Below are 21066 nucleotides of genomic sequence, written 5' to 3' on the forward strand. Positions count from 1 at the left end.
ATTGCGCCCAAATGGCTGCAGACACCGGCCAGAGATTCGTAAAGTGTGTGACGTTCGCGAAAGGCGCTTTGCGGCTGCTTTCGCTAGTCCACGCCGCTCTTCGCCTTTGCTTTTTCGCTTCGCTAGCCCTTAGCCGCTCCGGATGCAAGCCGGATAACGCTCAACCCTTCCTAAAACCGGTCCATCCGCAGCGCGCTGAGCGTTTCAACAGGCACGTCGGGTGTGATTCCGGAGACCATTGCGGCGACCACCTTGGCCGCCCCGCAAGCGATTCCCCAGCCCGCCGGCCCGTGCGCGGCGTTGATGAACAAGCGCGCATGCGCGCTCGGGCTCACAACGGGCAAACCATCGGGCGACACCAGCCTGATGCCGTCCCAAGCCCGCGCCGCCGATACCTTCGCCGCGCCTGGAATCCAGTCGTGCGTTGCTTGGCCGAGCAGCGCGAGGGCGCGCCGCGTCATGCTTTCGTTCATCGGCTTCTGCGCTTTTGCCACGCTCTCGAGCACCGCACCGCCAGTCACGCGCATGCGCTGGTTGATCCGCGTCATGGTGATGCGCTTCACGGAATCGACCACCGTAATGTGCGGCGCGCGCTCTTCGTAGGCAATCGGCGCGGTCAGGGTGTGCAGGCGCAGCGGATGCAGCGGCAACGTGATTCCCAGCGTCGCCAGCAATGCGAGCGTGCCGGTGCCGGCTGCGACCACGATGGCGTCGGCGCCGATCAATTCCACGTCGCGGGACTTGCGCCCCTTGCCGTCGACTTCACCCGCCCGCGGTCCGAGTTCTACGGCGGCACGCTGGGAGTCGGCGCGAATGGCCGTGACTTCGCGACCAAGCTGGAACTGCACGCCGCTGTCTTCCAGCACTTGCTTCAGCAGCTTGGTGAACAACGGACAATTGGCGGTGCGGGCATCGCCAAGCAATACGCCGCCGGCGAGCGGCGGATCGTCGGGAATGGACGGTTCAGCCGCCACGCATTCCTCGGGTGTCAGCATGCGGTGCGGCGTCTCGAAGCGCTGCAGCAGCGCAATCGCGGACTGCGCCAGCTCGAGATCGCGTTCATGGCGGAACACGTGCAGCACGCCGGTGCGCTGTTCGTAATCGAGTGCGTACCGGGAGTCGATATCGGCGATCACGTCCCGCGATACGTCCACCAGCGGCCGCAAAGCGGCGTATTGACCGGTGAAAAGCTCCGGATCCTTGAACCGCGCGAGTTGCTTCGCGAACTCGCGGGTGTCGGAATTGAAGCCGGGTTTGAACACAATGCCGGTTTTGGCCGCGCGACGTGTCTGCATGAACGTCGGACCGAACCACACGTCGAGCGGTGAGGGCAGCACGGAGCCGCCATGACCGTAGGTTGCGCCCTGCGCAACGGTGGCATGGCGCTCGACCACGCAGACACGGTGGCCGTTTGCACGCAATTGGTACGCGGTGGCGATGCCGGCGATTCCGCCGCCGATGACGATGACATCCATGATTCGTTCTCGCCCGAAGGCGCAAGACCAGACTGGTTCACGAGCCGGTGCCCGACTGTGTCAGGGCGCCCGGGATTCGCCGGGATTCTCGTGAGAGAGGCGAACCGGCGTTTGTGCGTTTGTGCGACCAAACGCCGGTCAGGGAAAGCGCGCCATGATAGCGCCAAACGGGCGTCGACGGGACGCCAAGAGGCGCGGGACAGCAACGCCGATGAGCGCACCGGAGGCTGAAAACCCTTGCGTGGCAAGGCTCTTGAAGCGCGCGCCCGGATCTTCGCAAAAACGTCGCGGGTGTATTTCAGAGATTGCGCGTGTGCCGTCGGGCCGTTTCGCGGCTTGGCCCGGGGTCCGTTTTCGAGACACTTCCGGGTTATAATCCGGGTCTTCCCACCGCCATTTGCGGCACTGCCGCAAATGGCTCCGACGTCTCTCGTCTCGACGTCTGCCTCGGCGTTTTTGACGTCCTTTAAGCACCGCGACAAATGGCCCACTTCTCGTGTTTCCCCGGCGCTTCGGCCCTCTCCGATTTCCGTCAAACCCGCCTGCTCGAAACATTGACGCGCATCGACCCGGCAATTGTCGGCGTGCGCGGCCAGTATCTGCATTTCGTGAACTCGGCCGAACCGCTCTCCGATGAGGACAGCAACCGCGTTCACGCGCTGATGCACTACGGTGCGCCGTTCGAGGCCAGCACTGAGCGCGGCGCGCAAGAGACCTTCATGGTCGTGCCGCGCTTTGGCACCGTTTCGCCGTGGGCGAGCAAGGCGACAGATATTGCGCATCACTGCGGCCTGACGCAGGTCCGGCGGATCGAGCGGGGGATCGAATATACGGTGATCCTGAAAAGCGGCTTGCTTGGCAGCGGCATTGGTGGCAAGAAAGCGTTAAGCGAGCAAGAGCGCGCAGCAGTTGTGGCCGCGCTGCACGACCGCATGACCGAGAGCGTCGCGCCGTCGCGGGATCACGCGCTGCATCTCTTCGACGAACTGCCGGCCCAGCCGCTGCAAGCCGTCGATATCCTGGGCCATGGCCGCGACGCGCTGGAAGCGGCGAACGCGGAACTGGGTTTGGCGCTGGCGGACGATGAAATCGACTATCTCGTTGATTCGTTCAAGCAGTTGGAGCGCAATCCGACCGACGTCGAACTGATGATGTTCGCGCAGGCCAACAGCGAACACTGCCGTCACAAGATTTTCAACGGGCAGTGGACCATTGACGGCGAGCCGCAGGACATCTCGCTGTTCAGCATGATCCGCAACACCGAGAAGCTGAACCACGCCGGCACCATCGTCGCGTATTCGGACAACTCGGCGATCATGGAAGGCGGCACGGCCGAGCGCTGGTTCCCGCGCGGTTCGAATGAGCATTACGGCCGCCACACCGAGTTGACGCACACGTTGATGAAGGTCGAGACGCATAACCACCCGACCGCCATTTCGCCGTTCGCCGGCGCGGCAACAGGCTCGGGCGGCGAAATCCGCGACGAAGGCGCGACGGGCCGCGGCGCGCGCCCGAAGGCGGGCCTGGCGGGTTTCACGGTATCGAACCTGGACTTGCCCGATGCACGCCAGCCGTGGGAAAACGCCCGCGACAGCGCTGTGCCGGTGCCGCAGCGCAATCCATCGGATGCCCACGAGCCGTACGGCAAGCCGGAGCGCATTGCATCGTCGCTGCAGATCATGATCGATGGCCCGATCGGCGCGGCCGCGTTCAACAACGAATTCGGCCGGCCCAATCTGGGCGGCTATTTCCGCGCGTATGAGCAGAATGCTGCCGGGCGCGTGCGGGGTTATCACAAGCCGATCATGATCGCGGGCGGGATCGGCAATATCTCTGACCAGCACACGCACAAGATGGATTTGCCGGCGGGATCGCTGCTGATCCAGATCGGCGGTCCGGGCATGCGGATCGGCATGGGCGGCGGAGCGGCGAGTTCGATGGCGACCGGCGCAAACACCGCGCAACTCGACTTCGATTCCGTCCAGCGCGGCAACCCGGAAATCCAGCGGCGCGCGCAGGAAGTCATCAATGCGTGCTGGCAGTTGGGCGCTGATAACCCGATCCTGAGCATCCACGACGTGGGCGCGGGCGGGTTGTCGAACGCATTCCCTGAACTGGTCGATGGGGCCAGCAAGGGCGCGCGATTTGAATTGCGTCGCGTGCAGCTTGAGGAATCCGGTTTGTCGCCGCGCGAAATCTGGTCGAACGAAGCGCAGGAACGTTACGTCCTGGCTATCGCGCCGGAAAGCCTGCCGGCCTTCGAAGCCATCTGCACGCGTGAACGCTGCCCGGTGGCCGTGGTGGGCGTTGCGACGGAAGAACGCCAGTTGCAGCTGATCGACGACTTGAAGAGCGCCGATGAAAAGCTCGAACCCGTCGATATGCCCATGGAAGTCCTGCTCGGCAAGACGCCCAAGATGCATCGCGACGTGAAGCGCGAGGTCTTGAAGTTCGAACCCGTCGATGTGACCGGTATGGTTTTGTCGGAGATCGCGGTGAGCGTGCTCAAGCACCCCACGGTCGCCAGCAAATCGTTTCTGATCACGATTGGTGATCGCTCGGTGGGCGGCACGACGGCGCGCGACCAGATGGTCGGCCCGTGGCAAGTGCCGGTCGCCGATTGCGCGATCACCACCATGGACTACGCGGGCTATCGCGGCGAAGCAATGACCATTGCCGAGCGCACGCCGCTTGCCGTGATCGATGCACCCGCATCGGGTCGCATGGCAGTGGGCGAAGCGGTGACGAACATTGCGTCCGCGCCGATCGAATCGTTGAACAAGCTGAAGCTGTCCGCCAACTGGATGGCCGCGTGCGGCAGTCCCGGCGAAGACGCAGCGCTGTTTGACACCGTGAAGGCCATTGGCATGGAGTTGTGCCCGGCGCTGGGCATCAGTATTCCTGTCGGCAAGGATTCGCTGTCGATGCGCACCAAATGGCAGGACGCGACGGGTGCAGCGAAGGAAGTGGTGTCGCCGGTGTCACTGATCATTTCGGCGTTTGCGCCGGTTGAAGATGTACGCCGCCAGCTCACGCCGCAGTTGCAGCGTGGCACGGACACGGTGCTGATCTCGATCGACCTCGGCCGCGGCAAGAATCGTCTGGGCGGCAGCATTCTGGCGCAGGTGACGCAGCAGATCGGCGATACGGTTCCCGACGTCGATGACGCCGAGGACCTGAAGCGGTTCTTCAACGCGATCCAGTCGCTGAATGCCGCGGGCAAGCTGCTCGCGTACCACGATCGTTCCGATGGCGGCCTCTGGGCGACTGTCTGCGAAATGGCGTTTGCGGGTCACGTGGGCGTGTCGCTGAACGTCGACATGCTGATCCTCGATCCCAACCATGAATCCGATTACGGCGATGCCAAGGACTGGGCGAAGCAGACCAGCGGCCGTCGTGAGGACCGGACCATTCGCGCGTTGTTCGCTGAAGAATTGGGCGGCGTGATCCAGGTGCCTTTGGCGGATCGCGATGCCGTGATGGCTGTGTTGCGCGAGCACGGGTTGTCCGCGTGTAGCGAAGTGATCGGCAAGCCGAACGAGCGTGATGCGATCGAGATTTATCGCGATGCCAAGAAGATCTATGAATCTCCTCGGCATGAATTGCAGCGGGCGTGGAGCGAAGTGAGCTGGCGCATTGCGCGGTTACGCGATAACCCCGCCTGCGCCGACGCTGAATACGATGCGTTGCTCGACCCTGCTGATCCGGGCATTTCGCCGGTGCTGACTTTCGATCCGACGCAGGATGTATCGGCTCCATTCGTGAGCAAGGGTGCGCGTCCGCGCGTCGCTATCCTGCGAGAGCAGGGTGTCAATTCGCATCTGGAAACGGCTTACGCGTTCGACCGTTCGGGGTTCGACACTCATGACGTCCACATGAGCGATTTGCTGGAAGGCCGGGTCACGCTGGCGGACTTTGCTGGTGCGGTTGCGTGCGGCGGTTTTTCTTACGGCGACGTGCTGGGTGCCGGTGAAGGCTGGGCGAAGACGATTCGTTTCAATCCGCGTCTGGCTGATATGTTCGAGGCGTTTTTTGGTCGCACAGATACCTTTGCACTGGGCATTTGCAATGGTTGCCAGATGATGAGCAGCCTCGCTTCGATGATCCCTGGCGCGGATGCCTGGCCGAAGTTCACGAGAAACAAGTCGGAGCAATTCGAGGCGCGGTTTGCGTCGGTTGAGATACAAAGTTCGCCGTCGATATTCTTCGCCGGAATGGAAGGGTCGCGGATTCCAGTGGCCGTCGCACATGGCGAAGGCTTTGCGGATTTCTCGCAGCAAGGCGATCCTGCGAACGCTTTAGTTGCAATGCGTTTCATCGATAACCAAGGCGCTGCAACCGAGCGTTATCCGTTGAATCCGAATGGCTCGCCGGAGGGGATCACGTCGGTGACGACGCCTGACGGACGCTTCACGGTGCTGATGCCGCATATGGAGCGGGTGCACAGGAATGTGCAGATGAGCTGGACGCCCGCCGATTGGACCGCAGACGCAAGTCCGTGGTTGCGCGTGTTCCAGAACGCACGGCGCTGGGTGGGATAAAGTTGCGCGGCACCTTTTTCACCATGGAAGAGGGCACCGCAGCGCAAAACCAAAGCCCAATAAAAAGGCCCCGCTGATTTGCGCCAGCGGGGCTTTTTCACATGGTCGAACATCCGAACAATTACTTGATAACAGCCTTCTTCTGCAAACCTTCTTCAAAGGCCTGCAGCTTTTCCTTCTGAATCTGCTCCGCAATCTGCGCCTTGACTTGCTCGAGCGGCGGCGGGGCGACATCGCGAATGTCGTCCAACCGAATGATGTGCCAGCCGAATTGCGTCTTCACCGGCGCGTCGGTCATCTCACCCTTCTTCAGCTTCTCAGCCGCCGCGCCAAACTCCGGCACATACGCTTGCGGGCTTGACCAGTCCAGATCGCCGCCATTCTTGCCCGATCCTGGATCCTTCGAATATTGCTTCGCCAGATCTTCAAAACTCGCGCCGGCCTTGATCTTCGCAATCAAGTCCTTAGCCTGGGCTTCATTGTCGACGAGAATATGGTGCAGGTGATACTCCTTGCCACCGCCAACCTGCTTCACCATGTCGTCGTAACGCGCCTTGATCTCGGCATCGGTCGGCGGATTGTTCTTCACGAAATCTTCAATCAATGCACGCAGGACCACAGTCTGCTGAGCAACGGCAATTTGCGCCTTCACGTCGGGACGTGTGGCAATACCGCGCCGCATCGCTTCCTGCATCAGGATCTCGCGATTCACCAACTCTTGACGCACGGCCGCCTGCAATTGCGGCGTGTCCTGCTGACCCTGCTGAACGAGTTGCGCGACAAGCGCATCGACACGGGATTTCGGAATCGGCGTACCGTTCACCACGGCAATGTTCTGAGCAAATACGGGCGCCGCCGCGAACGCGGCCAGCAACACCCAAATACGGGGATTTTTTAAAATCATCAATAGTTCCTGATCAGGACGAGGACTGGGAATCTGGCTGAAATCTGTTGGCTGAAAGCAAAACTGAACTGAAGGTCAGTTCTGACGGACGGTCACTCGAACTGGTCCGCAAACTCTTCAGGTGTGAAAGCCTTGATGGCAAGCGCATGAATGCCCTGCCGAAGCTCGTCGGCCAGCGCATCATACACTAGCCGGTGCCGCGCCACGCGTGGCTTCCCGGCGAATCGGGCCGCCACGATGGTAACCGTATAGTGACTTCCCGCCGAGGCTCCGGCATGGCCTGCATGCGCTGCGCTGTCATCGTCGATATGCACCGACGAAGCTTCCAGTGCCGCATTAAGCCGCGCTTCCAGATAAGCGATCTTGCCTTCGGCCGACGCGTTGACGAAGTTCTCGATAAAACCAGGATCGCTCATTTCCCTTCGTCCTCTTTCATGTACTTCGCGAGCCACAAACTCTGGGCCACGATAAACACCAGCAAACACCCGGTCGCACCGAACAACTTGAAGTTGACCCATTGATCGGTGGTGTAGTTGAACGCCACGAACAGATTGACCACGCCAAGAATCGCGAAAAACACGGCCCACGCAAGATTCAATTGGCCCCACACGCGATGCGGCAACACAATCTGCTTGCCCATCATTGCTTCAATGAGGTTCTTGCCGAACGCAACCTGTGACACGATCAGCGCGCCGGCAAAAAGCCAGTAAAGCGCGGTGGGTTTCCACTTGATGAACGTATCGTTATGCAGGACCAGCGTCGCGCCGCCGAATACGACCACCACACCCAGGCTCACCCACAGCATGGGATCGACCTTGCGATGCCGGAACGCAACCCAAGCGATCTGCACAAGCGTGGCGACAATGGCGACAGCGGTGGCGGTGTAGATGCCCCAGATCTTGAATGCGACGAAGAAGAGGAGGATCGGAAATAGATCGAACAGAAATTTCATGTCGTAGGGGTGAGGAGGGCATCAAATCTAAAAGCGCGCACGCGCCGCGTGTCACCGGTTCGCTACCGGCACAGCACGACGCCTGGCGAGTGAATAGCCGCAGCCAGCCGCAATTGAAAGCGCGCGGCGAAGTGGCCCGCCGCGCCAACGCCGACTTGCCGGCGCATTGGCTCACCGGCCGGCGTTGCCCGACGCGCTTACTTGGGTTCGAATTGTAGCGCAGCCGAGTTGATGCAGTACCGCAGACCGGTCGGCGCGGGACCGTCTTCGAAGACGTGGCCCAGATGCGCACCACAGTTCTTGCATTGCACTTCAATGCGCAGCATGCCATGCGCACGATCGGTTTTTTCGTTGATGACTTCGCCGTTGATCGGCTTGAAGTAGCTGGGCCAACCGCAACCCGCATCGAATTTCGTATCCGACTCGAACAACGGCGTGCCGCAGCACACGCAGTCATACACACCGCGCTCCGTGTGATCCCAGTATTCGCCGGTAAACGGCCGTTCGGTGGCGGCGTGGCGTGTCACCTGGTACTGGATATCGCTCAGTTCCTTTCGATACTCGGCGTCGTCCTTCTGCAGGGGAGCAACGGGGTCTTTAGTGAGATCGTCTCGGTTCATGGTTCTCTATCTCCAGATCTTTAGCGGAGCCTAAAAGGGATCCCAAGGCGGAAACCCAAAGGCGGCTCATTTATTTGGGGGTACTTTCAGGAAGAGCAACTGACTTCCAGGTCGCTCGCCCAGTCGGGAGGCAGGCCGGCATACGCTTCAAATTCAGGTTGTTCATCGAATGGGCGGCGCAGTACCTGTGCCAGCCGTTCAACTTCGGAAAAATCCTTCTCTTTCGCCAGCCGGATGGCGTTTTCGGCCAGATGATTGCGTAAGACATATTTTGGATTCACGGCGTTCATCGTGCTTGCACGTGCTTCGTCGCTCCGTGTTTCCTCCGACAAGCGCAGCCGGTAGTCGTTCGCCCAGACATCGAAAGCGGCGCGATCGAGGAACAGGTCACGCACCGGCGCGTCGCCAGAAGTGTCAGCCTTGCGCATTTTGGCCAGGTTTCGGAACGTGAGCGTGAAATCGGCACGATTGGCGTTCATCACTTCGAACAGGCGGTTCGCGAGTTTATCGTCGCCTTCGCGAATCTCAGCCAGACCGAGCTTCGCACGCATGCGGCGTTCGAGTGCGGGCGCAAAACGGTCCTTGAACCCTTCCAGCACCCGCTGCGCATCTTCGATCACCTTGTCGTTGCGATTGTCGCTGTCGTATTGCGGACCAAACAGCGGCACTAATGCCTGCGCGAGGCAAAACAGATTCCAGTAGCCAATCTGCGGCTGCATTTTATAAGCGTACCGGCCCCGCGAATCCGAATGGTTGCAGATGTGATTCGCGTTGAATCCATCGATAAAGCCGAACGGGCCGTAATCGATCGTCAGCCCGAGAATCGACATATTGTCCGTGTTCATCACGCCGTGGCAAAACCCGACAGCCTGCCAGTCCGCCATCAGGTCGGCGGTGCGGTTGGTGACTTCCTGCAAGAGCGCCAGAGCGGGATCGTCGGCTTCGCGGCATTGCGGATAAAACCGGTCGATCACGTGATCGGTGAGCTTTTTCAATTCATCGAACCGATCGTTCGTGTAGAAGTGCTCGAAGTGGCCAAAGCGCACGAAACTCGGCGCGACGCGCGTCACAACGGCGGCCGTTTCCATCGTTTCACGGCGCACCGGCTGGTCCGAACCAATGACGCACAACGCCCGCGTGGTCGCAATGCCGAGATGGTGTATGGCTTCGGAGCACAAATATTCCCGTATCGATGACCGCAGCACCGCCCGGCCGTCGCCCATGCGCGAATACGGCGTGCGTCCCGCGCCTTTCAGCTGCAGCTCGAGTCGCTTGCCGTCGTGTTCAATCTCGCCGAGGCCGATCGCGCGCCCGTCGCCAAGCTGGCCGGCCCACACGCCGAACTGGTGCCCCGAATACACCGATGCATACGGCAACTTCTCCGTCGGCCATTCCCGCGTGGGATTGCCCGCAAAAAGTTCTGCAAACGGCTCGGCGAACGCGGGATCTTGCGCGTCAGCGGCGTTGAAACCCAGTTGCGCGGCGGTATCGGCGGAAATGCCCACCAGATAAGGCTCAGGCAACGGTGTGGCGGGCAGGCGGGTGAGAAAGGCGGAACCGAGTGAAGCGAACGCATCGGGCCGATCGGTTTCGATCGATGCGAGCAGCGAATCCACGGGTGCAGCCAGGGGCGCGAGGCCTGCCGGATCGGCAACTGCGGCGGTGCTGCTTGGGGAAAACGACATATTGAGCACCTCATGATTAACCGATATTGTAAATCCGCCCCCGCGCCGCTGCACGAGCCCGCGCGATCGGCTCCCACATTGGCTCAAGGATCGATTAAGGTATTTGTTCCCGTCGTAGATCACGCATCAAAACCCGTACATCCGGACTTGTGAGGAACTCACCCATGACGTCGCCGCTTTTCGGCCAGATGATGGATGTACCGCTGCTCGCTTCATCGTTGTTATCCCACGCTGCACGCCATTTCGGCGATACCGAGATTGTCTCGCGCCGCATTGAAGGCGACATTCATCGCTATACCTGGCGCGATTGCGAAAAGCGCGCGAAACAACTGTCGCAGGCGCTGATCGGGCTGGGTGTGCAACCGGGCGAACGCATTGGCACATTGGCCTGGAACGGGTACCGCCATCTGGAATGTTATTTCGGCGTGACCGGCATGGGCGCTGTCTGCCACACGATCAACCCGCGGCTTTTTCCCGATCAGGTTGCGTTTATCGTCAATCACGCCGACGACGAATACGTCGCGTTCGACATGACGTTCGCCACGCTGGTGGACATCATTGCGCCGCAGTGTCCGAACGTGAAGGGCTGGATTGCGCTGGGTGACGAGACCTGCATCAGCACCCATCTCGCCGACATGGCCACGCCCGCGCTCAGCTACGAAACGCTGATCGGCAGATGCGACGGCGACTACCCGTGGCCGGTTCTTGACGAACGCTCGGCATCGTTTCTTTGCTACACATCCGGTACGACCGGCAATCCGAAAGGTGCGCTTTATACGCACCGGTCAACCGTGTTGCATGCGTTCGCCGCGTCGCTGCCCGACGCCATGGGCTGTTCCGCCCGCGATGCAATCCTGCCCGTCGTGCCCATGTTCCACGTCAACGCGTGGGGAATTCCGCACGCCGCGCCGCTGGTCGGCGCGAAGCTCGTGCTGCCCGGTAATTGCCTCGATGGCAAAGCGCTCTACGAACTCATGGAAGCCGAAGGCGTGACGTTTTCGGCAGGCGTGCCGACGGTCTGGCTCGGTTTGCTGAACTACATGAAGCAGGCGGGCGTGCGTTTCAATACGCTCAAACGTACCGTGATTGGCGGCTCGGCCTGCCCGCCGGCCATGCTGCGCAGCTTCGAGGACGAATACGGCGTCGAGGTGATTCACGCGTGGGGCATGACGGAGATGTCGCCGCTCGGCACGCTCGCCAAGCTCACCTGGAGACAGCAGCAACTAACGCCGGATGAGCAGCGGCATCTGCGGGAAAAGCAGGGGCACGTGATGTTCGGCGTGGACATGAAAGTCGTCGGCGATGACGGCCAGGAGCTCCCTTGGGACGGCACTTCGTTCGGCGATCTGCATGTGCGCGGGCCGTGGGTGATCGACCGGTATTTCCGCAAGGATGATTCGCCGCTGATCGACGGCTGGTTCCCGACCGGCGATGTAGCGACCATCGACGCCGATGGTTTCATGCACATCACCGATCGCAGCAAGGACGTGATCAAGTCGGGCGGCGAATGGATCAGTTCGATCGACCTGGAGAACGTGATGATGTCGCATCCGCAGGTGGCGGAGGCGGCGTGTATTGCGTGTTCGCATCCGAAGTGGACGGAGCGGCCGCTGGTGGTGGTCGTGCTGCGTCCGGGCGCGACCGTCACGCGTGAGGAACTGCTCGCGTTCTACGACGGCAAGGTGGCGAAATGGTGGAAGCCGGATGATGTTGTTTTCGCCGATGAACTCCCGCATACGGCTACCGGGAAGTTGCAGAAACTTCGCCTGCGCGAGTTGTATCGCGAGCATGTGCTGCCGACGGTTGATGAAAAAGTGGTTTGATTTTTTTAGGTTTCTCTTGCTTTGTGTTTAAGCCGGACTGCATATGCGGCCCGGTTTGCGCCGCCGTGCATTTCTCCCCGTTGAGCAAAAATACAATCGTATGAGCGCCGCCGCTGTTTGGAATCATGCATCGAGTCATTTGCTCCTTCGCGAATCTCGAAGTCGACCCATTCGACTGGCGTCTACTAGCTGAAACCTTGCTGATAAATATAGTTGGAAACGTTTTTTTGCCGTCCGACGACTGCCAATTTTCGACAAAAGCTCCGTTACGGGTCTCACCGCTGAAACTACCCGTAACTTGATTACGGATCGATCCATACTCATTTATCTTAAATTCCCCCGAATCCGAGATATAGCCCTCTAATTTTATGCGGCCGCCACCGCTTGAATGGTACTTGTACCAACCGACTAATGTGTTTGCGCTCTTTTTTGAGATGCATGGAAATCAGTATCCGCCTCCCGATGATCCCGGAGAGATCATGCGAACCATTTAGAATAGGTAGAGAAATGGAGCGGCAAGCGATATCTGCAATGGGGAAATGGTCGCTATCACTAGAGTATGGTGCAAGACATTTTGACGACGCGGGTTCATTAATATCGCCGATAATAGATACGGACGTAGACGGCCATCCATTAGCGAGCACGGAGGGCGCCCGTTTTGTGGTTCGCGGTTGGACAACCGGTTCGGCGTTGCTCCATTTATTGAACTAACAATACCATTTCCTTTAGAAACCCGTTGTGCATCCCAAATGGGAGTAGAGCGACCAGTTGAAGCGATCAAATTAATTGAGAAATAGAAGGCCGCGCTATAGGCCAGCCTTCCGTTCCTTTCCTCAATAGGAATGGCGACCAAAGCTCTGTCATCAGAAAAGTTTTATTTTACTAAAACGTATTGTTCGCCATATCTAAAGACGGATACATCGCTAAAGGAGCCGTTTGAATCGATATCGACGATCCGCTAATCAGCTTCCCTATGCACCAGTGCACCAGCGTTGTCGATGAAATAACGGCAGTCAGTCCTGATCTGGTTGCAGGCAGTCGCCGCACTCACCGCAAATGGAAAAGCCATCATCAAGAAAAATGCGAATATCTTCATAGACACTCCAGCAACATTGCTTCAAATTTCGAGCGTAATTGGCAATTAGCTCTGCCCGGTCGGTACTGTTCATTATCCGCCGAGCTTCGACATGGCCAACGTTCGCTCCACTGGTGTAGCTGGGAAGCTTGTGACCTGTAAAGGCGCCATTTAGCACGCATGGAATATTGTCCGGTCATTACACAAGCCACTCGAACATCCACTTCCCAGGATTCGCCGATTGGCTCTCATGCTTCAAATCAGCAGCGATAACAGCAACTGAAGTCAACGATCCCGAGAGGTCTCACACAATTCGTCAACCGTGTTTGCGCCGATGCCCGTTGTAAACACCCAGCGTAGACGTTGCCGCAACGGACTTAGCTTTGCAAGCACGGCCCGTACGGCGCATGCGTATCAAGCTAGTAGTCGAAACATGCCTTGGGCCTAGCGAACATCGAATGCATAGCGCTTGTGTCGCTTCATTTATATCCCCAATCCGCAAGTTGCTTCTTGACCGACTTCGCCGTTTTAAATCTATAAATTACGCGCTTTCCTTCCCGAGTTCCATCAAATCCCACGCCGAAGCGGTTCATAAGCACTGCATCCGGGATCAGTCGTGTTAATTTTTCCCTGTTTTCAACCTTTTCTCATAAACGTAAACTTGATAGAGAGTCCCGCCTGTCCCAATAGAAGAAACGTCAGCTGCCCAATCAACGATAACAAATAACTTTCGTGGAGCATAACCATTGACAAAAACGCTGGCTATCTTTGGAACCGATCCGCCTTCCGGTTCATAACGGTCCACATAAATTTTTCCACCGTTCGGTCTTTTTGAACTAAACATATTAACTACAATGGCCTCGCCGTCTTGACCTTCGATTTCGGTGAACTCTATTGTGTTTCTTCCACCCAAAAATGCGATTTTGTATTTTGTTGTTTCGGCAGCCGACACACCAAAATTAGCGAACATAGCCAGGCACAAGACGACAGAAAAAATCCGAACTTTAACCATTATTCAACTCCATCAAACAACCCAGCCTTCCATATCGCATGAAAGTTACTGCTCCGAGCAGTATAGCTGTCCGTTTTAAGATTAATTACTGCAGTAATTTTATCGACGACGCCGTCAGCGAATCCTTCATCGGCCAGTTCCGGTAGTCCGTTTGCTATCCAAAAATAGATCGCCGAGCGTGTCGCATATTTTATTTCGGCAACAAGATCGGAATTAGATATAAAGTCCGCTGTATCATCGGTCCACAGGGACGGGTAAAATTTCTGAAACGCTTGATAATTCGCCTTTCCCGTGAGCTGCTTCAGTCCGCGCCCTCTATACTTCCAACCGTCACCGCTCTCAACGGAGCCATTGCCGATCTTGTGAGCATAAGCGCGGTTCGCAATCGACTCTGGATCTGCTGAGTGCTCCGCTGTTCGACCATATACTTCCGCATCGGCCCGGTGCGAATTGAAATAGCCGAATTTTTGGGTAAGAACATCAGCCCGGTAGTTCAGGTTTTCTGTGGTGTTAAGACCCGCCCCTGCTTCCTGGCGGATCTGCGCAAAAAAGTGAGAAAGCCGAAGTCGAGACCCAAGCTTAAAGTCTTTTAACCGTGGATTCAGCTCGTCAACAACAGCTTGAAGCTGCTCCGAAGACGCTTCCGTGAAGATTGCACGAAGCATCGGAAACGTAATTTTTCCGCCAAGCTTTCGAAAATTTCCCACCAACCCCACCGGATGAATATGAAACACATCCGCCGACTCCGGAAGTCCCTCAATCTTCCCCGTCACCGCATCCCACCACACCAACTTCGCGATGCGCTTCTGTTCTTCTTCATGCGCCGGATCATGTCCGGTACGTTGCTCAATCCACTCGTGCAACTGTTTCCACTTCCCCGGATTCGCCCATTCGCTCTCATGCTTTACGATCAGCCGCGATAACCGCAACTGCAGCCACGGATCCCGCGAAGCCTTGCGCAATTCGTCAGCTGCATGTGAACCGCTTCCCGTTGTAAACACCGAGCGATACACCTTCCCCGCGAGTGGACTCAACTTCGCCAGCGCAGGCACGTCCGGCTCGTCCGCATCGAGCCAATAGTCGAGATACGCCTTGGGCGTGGCGAACATCGTGTGCATCGGGTCATGAGCTTCTTCGTGTATCTCGAAGTCCACCCACTTACACGCGAACTCGCGCGTCACCTTACCGCCCGCGTGATTCTGTTCGCGCACCCACCCCGAGATCGGGGCGCGACGCACATCCGCGCTGTCGATCTTCCACCAATGGAACTTCGATCCATCTGTGCCGGTGGTCGGTTCCTCGAACTGATCCTCTTTTGGACCCTGAGCAAGTGCTGAAAGTGGATAGATCTGGATCACACCGGTTTGCGGCGCATCGGCGCCTTCCCGGCCCATCGCCTTATACAGCTTCACTCTGCGGTCGATACGCAAAATTGTGGGCTCAATTTTCCACGCGTTTTTGTCGACCCACGCCCGGCCCTGCTCGATGTACGGCTTGATCTTCTCATCGCAGAACACCTCGATATGCACCATCCGGTTGCCCGCGCTCGGCTCGCCCAACTGGTCGTAGTGGCCCAGATGTCCAATCAAGTCTCCAGCGTTGATCTTGACGGGTTTAGGCAGCACAACGATCTGGTCGAAGTGCGACTTTGATAGCACGCCCTCCACCAATTGATGTCCGTGTTCTCTCCCCAGAAATATCCAGCCGGTGTTCGCCTTCGAATCGGCGAAACTGCCAACGCTCGCGGCAATGACGGGACCGCCCGACTCAATCGATGCAATCTGCCCCCACGATCCTTGTTGCGCGCCGATCTGCACCTGCGCACCCTGGCGCAGGATACCAATCACCGACGTGCTGATAGGCGCACGACCGATAGGCGCGGAACGAATGTTCAGTCCGATCTGTCCCGCAGCAGCCTTCCCGCGATGCACATCCGGCTTAGGAATGTCCTTGGCGAACGGCGTGACTTTCCAGACCTTCGTCCAATACGACGGCATCTTGAGCAAGGTGTCTTTCTGATACTCCTCGAAGCTCTTCAAATGCATGTACAGGCTGAAGAAGGTCAGCTTCGTGCCGTGCGGAAATTCAGTCCTGTGGCGAACGAGTGCAAAGCCCGTGCTGTAGGTCGCCTTGACGGCGGGTTTTCCAGCCAGAGCTGGCAGTTCGCTCACTGGGTACGCCCGATCAACCCGATACGCAACCACTTCGCCATCGGCGATGCAGCGCACGCCATTGTTTAGATCGAGTGATGTGCCCGCACCGCCTGCGGTGACGTGCATGCCACCATGCCACATGCCCGAATCGCTAACCGGAAAGAAGCCGCCACTCTCGCGTGCGAGCAGCGCGTGGAATTGGTGTTCATCGATAAAGTCCTTGCCATCCGACTTCTTGAAAGGGAAGGCAAAGTTCAGCGCGGCGGGTGGGCTGTCATCCGCCTTTTGAGGCGGCAGAGGAGTGTCGCTTGGTCGAGCGGGCGTAGCAGTCGTCATTTCCAACCCAATCAGAGTTAAGTGTTAAAGCGCACTTCGAAATATGAAAGGCGTTCACACATAATTCCGTTTTTTGACTCGACAGGGCGCTCCGCCACCCAATTTGACACTTTTAAAAACAGATAAATGAGACAAACCAGGAAATGGCGACGGCACACAAGAAACATCTCAAATATGCGGCGACGAAACCGTTGAAATTTAAGACTAACTGCCGTCGAACAACATCAGTACGGCTGACGTGGTATCCCACCGAAGCGCACTTGCATCGTTTTCGACTTCCGGACACTAAAGAACACCTTCGAGGATGAGGAATTGGTCGAAGAAAGAAATGTGCAAAATTGGCACATTCGTTCAGTATCGAGAACATGTTTGCATTGCGACCAGAACTAGCCTGAAGCGCTCTGAGGCTGTCATTTAACTTACGTTCCTTTCGACGCACCCGGCTAACGGCCATCGCCACCTCATCTCAAAATTTCCACTAGTGCGCCAGCGTCGTCGATGAAATAACGACAGTCAGTGCTCATTTGGTTGCAGACAGTCGCTGCATTTACTGTATATGTAAACACTACCGTCAGGAAAAATGCGAATATTTTCATATGCACTCCAACAATATTGCTTCAACTTGCTCGCGTAATTGGCGCTTACTTCTGCCCGGTCGGTACCATTGATTATCCGCCGAGCTTCTACATAGTCAGCGTTCGCTCTACTGATGTAACTGGAAAGCTTGTGACCTGAAGGCTCCATTCAGCATGCCGCTAATCATTAGCTTTACTGCGTGGTCAAGCGGCAAGGCGGCCTGCGGATTCGCTACAAGATCAATCCCGATGATTGGAGTGAATTTCTCATAATTTTGCTTCCATGTAATCTGAACGAACCCGCGACCTTGATCCTAGTCCGTGCTTGAGTGCTGCTAAATCCGGCGCAACAGATTACCGCCGTCAAGAGCCGGATATTGGGGTAGGGTTTTCGCCGTCAGGCCAGAGTCCATTTTGGGTGCAAACTCAGTTGTGCACTTTGCCTCTGTACACCCCTCATCATTATTCATGATCGAGTATTTTCTGTAATCTATCCCGCATTACTTTTGACAGGCACTTTTCGTCCGTGTCACACGCGTTCCGTTTTTTTATCCAGTTCCGCTGGGACGCTCTGAGTAAAATTTTTCCGGAAGAATCGCCTGACGAATTAAGGTCTCTCAGATATTTTTCATATGCTGCATTAACGCTACGATCCAATAACGAAAGTTCAGCCGATGAACAGACCGTGGTTTCAACTTTCGTTGCGGCAGATTGACAAGAGTACGACGGACCGGAAGTAGTAGAGGCTGATATTTTTTTCAAAACGAGTAATACATCGTCATACCAATGTATTAACAATATTTCCGAAGAATGAATTAAAATCCAGGATCCTTGAACACCATTTTCGGCTCCAATGCCATTATTCCAGAGTTGCGCCGCGCACGAGACACTGGCAATCTCGACGATATTTCCTAAGGAAAAATTGAGACCAAAATCGCCAGGCTGGACCTCAGTATCACCAGTTAAGCGCTTCGCGAAGCTGTCGCGAAAAAGCGAGATCGCACTTATTTTTTTTAGGCTGAAGGTCGCTTCTGCACATCCATTTTCATCATCTTCGGTGTCGTCGACTATTAAGTTCGGAGAGATAGAGAATGTATGCCCGAGGAGACGTCTGTCCCCTTCGTTGTATTGTCGCGCTCGTGTAGCGAAGTGATCAATATGGACTTCGACAACCTGCCATTGCCCGAGCAATTCTTCGGGCAACCCGCGTTCTGTGTCTTGGACCGGTTCTGCCGCATTACAGCCGCCGTAAACCATGGATAGTATCAAACTCAAGTAGATTGATACCAAAATTTTTATAAAATCACGGTATGTCATTAATTATACTCCGCGTTTTCGTATAGCCGCACTTCAAGATCTCGACGTATTACCAAGCCTCTCATAACGACGCCTCCTGAAGTATTGACTGATTTTAGGACGTTCATTGCATCCGAAGCGTTATTGGAATTGACAAGCCCCAAGACTTTTGACAGCTGACCTCCTGGGTTATATGCGAATGAAACAAGGGCATCAAACTGATTTTGCGTTTGAAGTACTGTTAACCTATGCCGCACTAAATCCTCGTAATGAGAAACTACGTGATGCAGCAACCCCATCTCTCGCTCATTGGTTAGATCAACAAGAGCGTGATTATCGGCGGCAAACTGCCGCGCTTCAGTACCAGCTTTCCCGGAGGCTTGAGAGATCTGACTGGCGATGTCTTCGGTTAACCCGATCGAAGTCATGTCCTTCGCGATTTCAGACGGGCCGCGCAGCTTCATATCGTAGCCAGGGCCAAGGGTTACGCCGCTAGATCCACCTGGCCAGTGAAGGTGATTACTTACCCCGGCCTGTGCCTCACGGCGGAAAATGAATCTCAACCCATTTTCCGAAATTGCGAGAGCTGCGGGTCGAGCAACAAAATTCCCCACCAACCCTACCGCGTGAATATGAAACACATCCGCTGACGCGGGAAACCCCTCAATCTTCCCCGTCACCGCATCCCACCACACCAGCTTCGCAATGCGCTTCTGTTCCTCTTCATGCGCCGGATCATGTCCGGTACGTTGCTCAATCCACTCGTGCAACTGCTTCCATTTCCCCGGATTCGCCCATTCGCTCTCATGCTTTACGATCAGCCGCGATAACCGCAACTGCAGCCACGGATCCCGCGAAGCCTTGCGCAATTCGTCAGCCGCGTGTGAACCGCTTCCCGTTGTAAACACCGAGCGATACACCTTCCCCGCGAGCGGACTCAACTTCGCGAGCGCAGGCACATCCGGCTCATCCGCATCCAGCCAATAGTCGAGATACGCCTTGGGCGTGGCGAACATCGTGTGCATCGGGTCATGAGCTTCTTCGTGTATCTCAAAGTCCACCCACTTACACGCGAACTCGCGCGTCACCTTGCCACCCGCGTGATTCTGTTCGCGCACCCATCCCGAGATCGGTGCGCGACGAACATCCGCGCTATCGACCTTCCACCAATGGAACTTCGATCCATCTGTACCGGCGGTCGTTTCCTCGAACTGATCCGCTTTCGGACCCTGCGCAAGCGCCGAAAGCGGATAGATCTGGATCACACCCGTTTGGGGCGCATCGGCGCCTTCCCGACCCATCGCCGCATACAGCTTCACCTTCCGGTCGATACGCAGAATCGTGGGATCGAGCGTTCCCGCGTTTTTCTTGACCCATGCGCGGCCCTGCTCGATGAATGGCTTGACCTTTTCATCGCAGAACACCTCGATGTGCACCATCCGGTTGCCCGCGCTCGGCTCTCTTAAATGGTCGTAGTGGCCCAGATGCCCGATCAGGTCTCCCGCGTTGATCTTGACGGGTTTAGGCAACACGACAACCTGATCGAAGTGCGCCTCCGACAGCACTGCTTCCAACAGCTGATGGCCATGTGATTTGCCCAGAAATATCCAGCCGGTGCTGGCCTCTGGATCGGCGAAACTGCCAACACTCGCGGCAATGACGGGACCACCCGATACAATCGATGCAATCTGCCCCCAGGAACCTTTTTGGGCGCCGATCTGCACCTGAGCGCCTTGGCGCAAGATGCCAATCACGGACGTGCTGATGGGCGCTCCGCCGATGGGTGCGGAACGAATGTTCAATCCAATCTGTCCCGCAGCAGCCTTGCCGTGATGCACATCCGGTTTCGGTATGTCCTTCGCGAACGGCGTGACTTTCCAAACCTTTGTCCAATACGACGGCATCTTGAGCGAGGTGTCTTTCTGATATTCCTCGAAGCTCTTCAGATGCATGTACAAGCTGAAGAAAGTCAGCTTCGTGCCGCGGGGAAATTCGCTCGTGTGGCGAACGAGGGCGAAGCCCGTGCTGTAAGTCGCCTTGATCGCGGGTTTGCCCGCGAGCGCCGGCAACTCGCTCACTGGATACGCACGATCAACCCGGTATGCAACCACTTCGCCATCGGCCAGGCAGCGCACGCCATTGTTCAGATCGAGCGATGCGCCCGCACCGGCGGCGGTGACGTGAATGCCACCGTGCCACATGCCCGAATCACTAACGGGGAAGAAGCCGCCGCTCTCGCGCGCGAGCAGCGCGTGGAATTGGTGCTCATCGATGAAGTCCTTGCCGTCCGATTTCTTAAAAGGGAACGCAAAGTTCAGCGCTGCGGGTGGGCTGTCATCTGTCTTTTTTGGCGGCAAAGAAGTGTTGCTTGGGCTAACAGGCGTAGCAGTCGTCATTTCCAACCCAGTCAGAGTTAAGCGTCAAAGCGCACTTCGACATACGAAACGCGCTCGCACATAATTCAGGGTTTTGAAGTGACAGAGTGCTGCGTCAACCTAATTTGACAGTTTTGCAAACAGGCCAATGAGACAAAACCAGGAAATGGCGACGGCTTGCAAGAAACATCTCAAATATGCGGCGGGGAAACGAAGAAATTTAAGACTAGCTGCCGTCGAACAA

At 57.0% G+C, this 21066-nt stretch carries 14 protein-coding genes; 3 read left to right on the plus strand and 11 right to left on the minus strand.

Going from position 1 to position 21066, the window contains the following annotated elements; all coding sequences use genetic code 11:
* Positions 1-170: 170 nt before the first annotated feature.
* Positions 171-1475, minus strand: coding sequence for an FAD-dependent oxidoreductase (locus BSU04_RS09105; RefSeq protein ID WP_089160308.1), 1305 nt, complete (start codon positions 1473-1475; stop codon positions 171-173).
* Between the two features lie 482 nt (positions 1476-1957).
* Here BSU04_RS09105 and purL point away from each other — a divergent pair, with 482 nt between their 5' ends.
* The gene (gene purL, locus BSU04_RS09110) at positions 1958-6016 is read left to right on the plus strand and encodes a phosphoribosylformylglycinamidine synthase (protein ID WP_089160309.1); all 4059 of its coding nucleotides are present in this window, start codon (positions 1958-1960) and stop codon (positions 6014-6016) included.
* A gap of 121 nt (positions 6017-6137) precedes the next feature.
* On the opposite strand, the gene BSU04_RS09115 is transcribed toward purL, so the two are convergent.
* The 5 genes from BSU04_RS09115 to BSU04_RS09135 form a co-directional block, all read right to left on the minus strand.
* The gene (locus BSU04_RS09115; protein WP_089160310.1) at positions 6138-6920 is read right to left on the minus strand and encodes a peptidylprolyl isomerase; all 783 of its coding nucleotides are present in this window, start codon (positions 6918-6920) and stop codon (positions 6138-6140) included.
* A gap of 92 nt (positions 6921-7012) precedes the next feature.
* Positions 7013-7336: a BolA family protein gene (locus BSU04_RS09120; protein WP_089160311.1), complete on the minus strand. Its 324-nt coding sequence runs from the start codon at positions 7334-7336 to the stop codon at positions 7013-7015.
* On the minus strand, positions 7333-7872 hold the full coding sequence (locus BSU04_RS09125) for a septation protein A (RefSeq protein WP_089160312.1): 540 nt from the start codon (positions 7870-7872) through the stop codon (positions 7333-7335). Before BSU04_RS09125 ends, BSU04_RS09120 begins: the two co-directional genes overlap by 4 nt.
* Positions 7873-8069: 197 nt before the next feature.
* On the minus strand, positions 8070-8492 hold the full coding sequence (gene msrB / locus BSU04_RS09130) for a peptide-methionine (R)-S-oxide reductase MsrB (RefSeq protein ID WP_089160313.1): 423 nt from the start codon (positions 8490-8492) through the stop codon (positions 8070-8072).
* Positions 8493-8578: 86 nt separating this feature from the next.
* A complete protein-coding gene (locus BSU04_RS09135) occupies positions 8579-10177 on the minus strand; it encodes a protein adenylyltransferase SelO (RefSeq protein WP_089160314.1) in 1599 nt (532 codons plus the stop codon).
* Between the two features lie 164 nt (positions 10178-10341).
* Here BSU04_RS09135 and BSU04_RS09140 point away from each other — a divergent pair, with 164 nt between their 5' ends.
* Positions 10342-12000, plus strand: a complete 1659-nt coding sequence (locus tag BSU04_RS09140) for a 3-(methylthio)propionyl-CoA ligase (RefSeq protein ID WP_089160315.1) — start codon at positions 10342-10344, stop codon at positions 11998-12000.
* A 958-nt stretch (positions 12001-12958) separates the two neighbouring features.
* On the opposite strand, the gene BSU04_RS46340 is transcribed toward BSU04_RS09140, so the two are convergent.
* The 5 genes from BSU04_RS46340 to BSU04_RS09160 form a co-directional block, all read right to left on the minus strand.
* Positions 12959-13096 (minus strand): hypothetical protein, encoded by a 138-nt coding sequence (locus tag BSU04_RS46340; RefSeq protein ID WP_179258257.1) that lies wholly within the window; start codon positions 13094-13096, stop codon positions 12959-12961.
* Between the two features lie 598 nt (positions 13097-13694).
* Entirely contained in the window at positions 13695-14087 is a 393-nt protein-coding gene (locus BSU04_RS09145; protein ID WP_089160316.1) for a hypothetical protein, read from the minus strand.
* Positions 14087-16576, minus strand: a complete 2490-nt coding sequence (locus BSU04_RS09150; RefSeq protein WP_256982356.1) for a glycoside hydrolase family 19 protein — start codon at positions 16574-16576, stop codon at positions 14087-14089. Before BSU04_RS09150 ends, BSU04_RS09145 begins: the two co-directional genes overlap by 1 nt.
* 1037 nt (positions 16577-17613) lie before the next feature.
* Positions 17614-18468, minus strand: coding sequence for a lysozyme inhibitor LprI family protein (locus BSU04_RS09155; protein WP_089160317.1), 855 nt, complete (start codon positions 18466-18468; stop codon positions 17614-17616).
* Positions 18468-20399: a glycoside hydrolase family protein gene (locus tag BSU04_RS09160; protein ID WP_144021168.1), complete on the minus strand. Its 1932-nt coding sequence runs from the start codon at positions 20397-20399 to the stop codon at positions 18468-18470. The genes BSU04_RS09155 and BSU04_RS09160 overlap by 1 nt, the downstream gene beginning before the upstream one ends.
* Between BSU04_RS09160 and BSU04_RS45275 the strand changes: the two genes are divergently transcribed.
* Positions 20394-20864, plus strand: a complete 471-nt coding sequence (locus BSU04_RS45275; RefSeq protein WP_144021169.1) for a hypothetical protein — start codon at positions 20394-20396, stop codon at positions 20862-20864. The two genes, BSU04_RS09160 and BSU04_RS45275, sit on opposite strands and share 6 nt — an antisense overlap.
* Positions 20865-21066 lie beyond the last annotated feature (202 nt).

Source organism: Caballeronia sordidicola (assembly GCF_002220365.1).
Taxonomy (GTDB): domain Bacteria; phylum Pseudomonadota; class Gammaproteobacteria; order Burkholderiales; family Burkholderiaceae; genus Caballeronia; species Caballeronia sordidicola_C.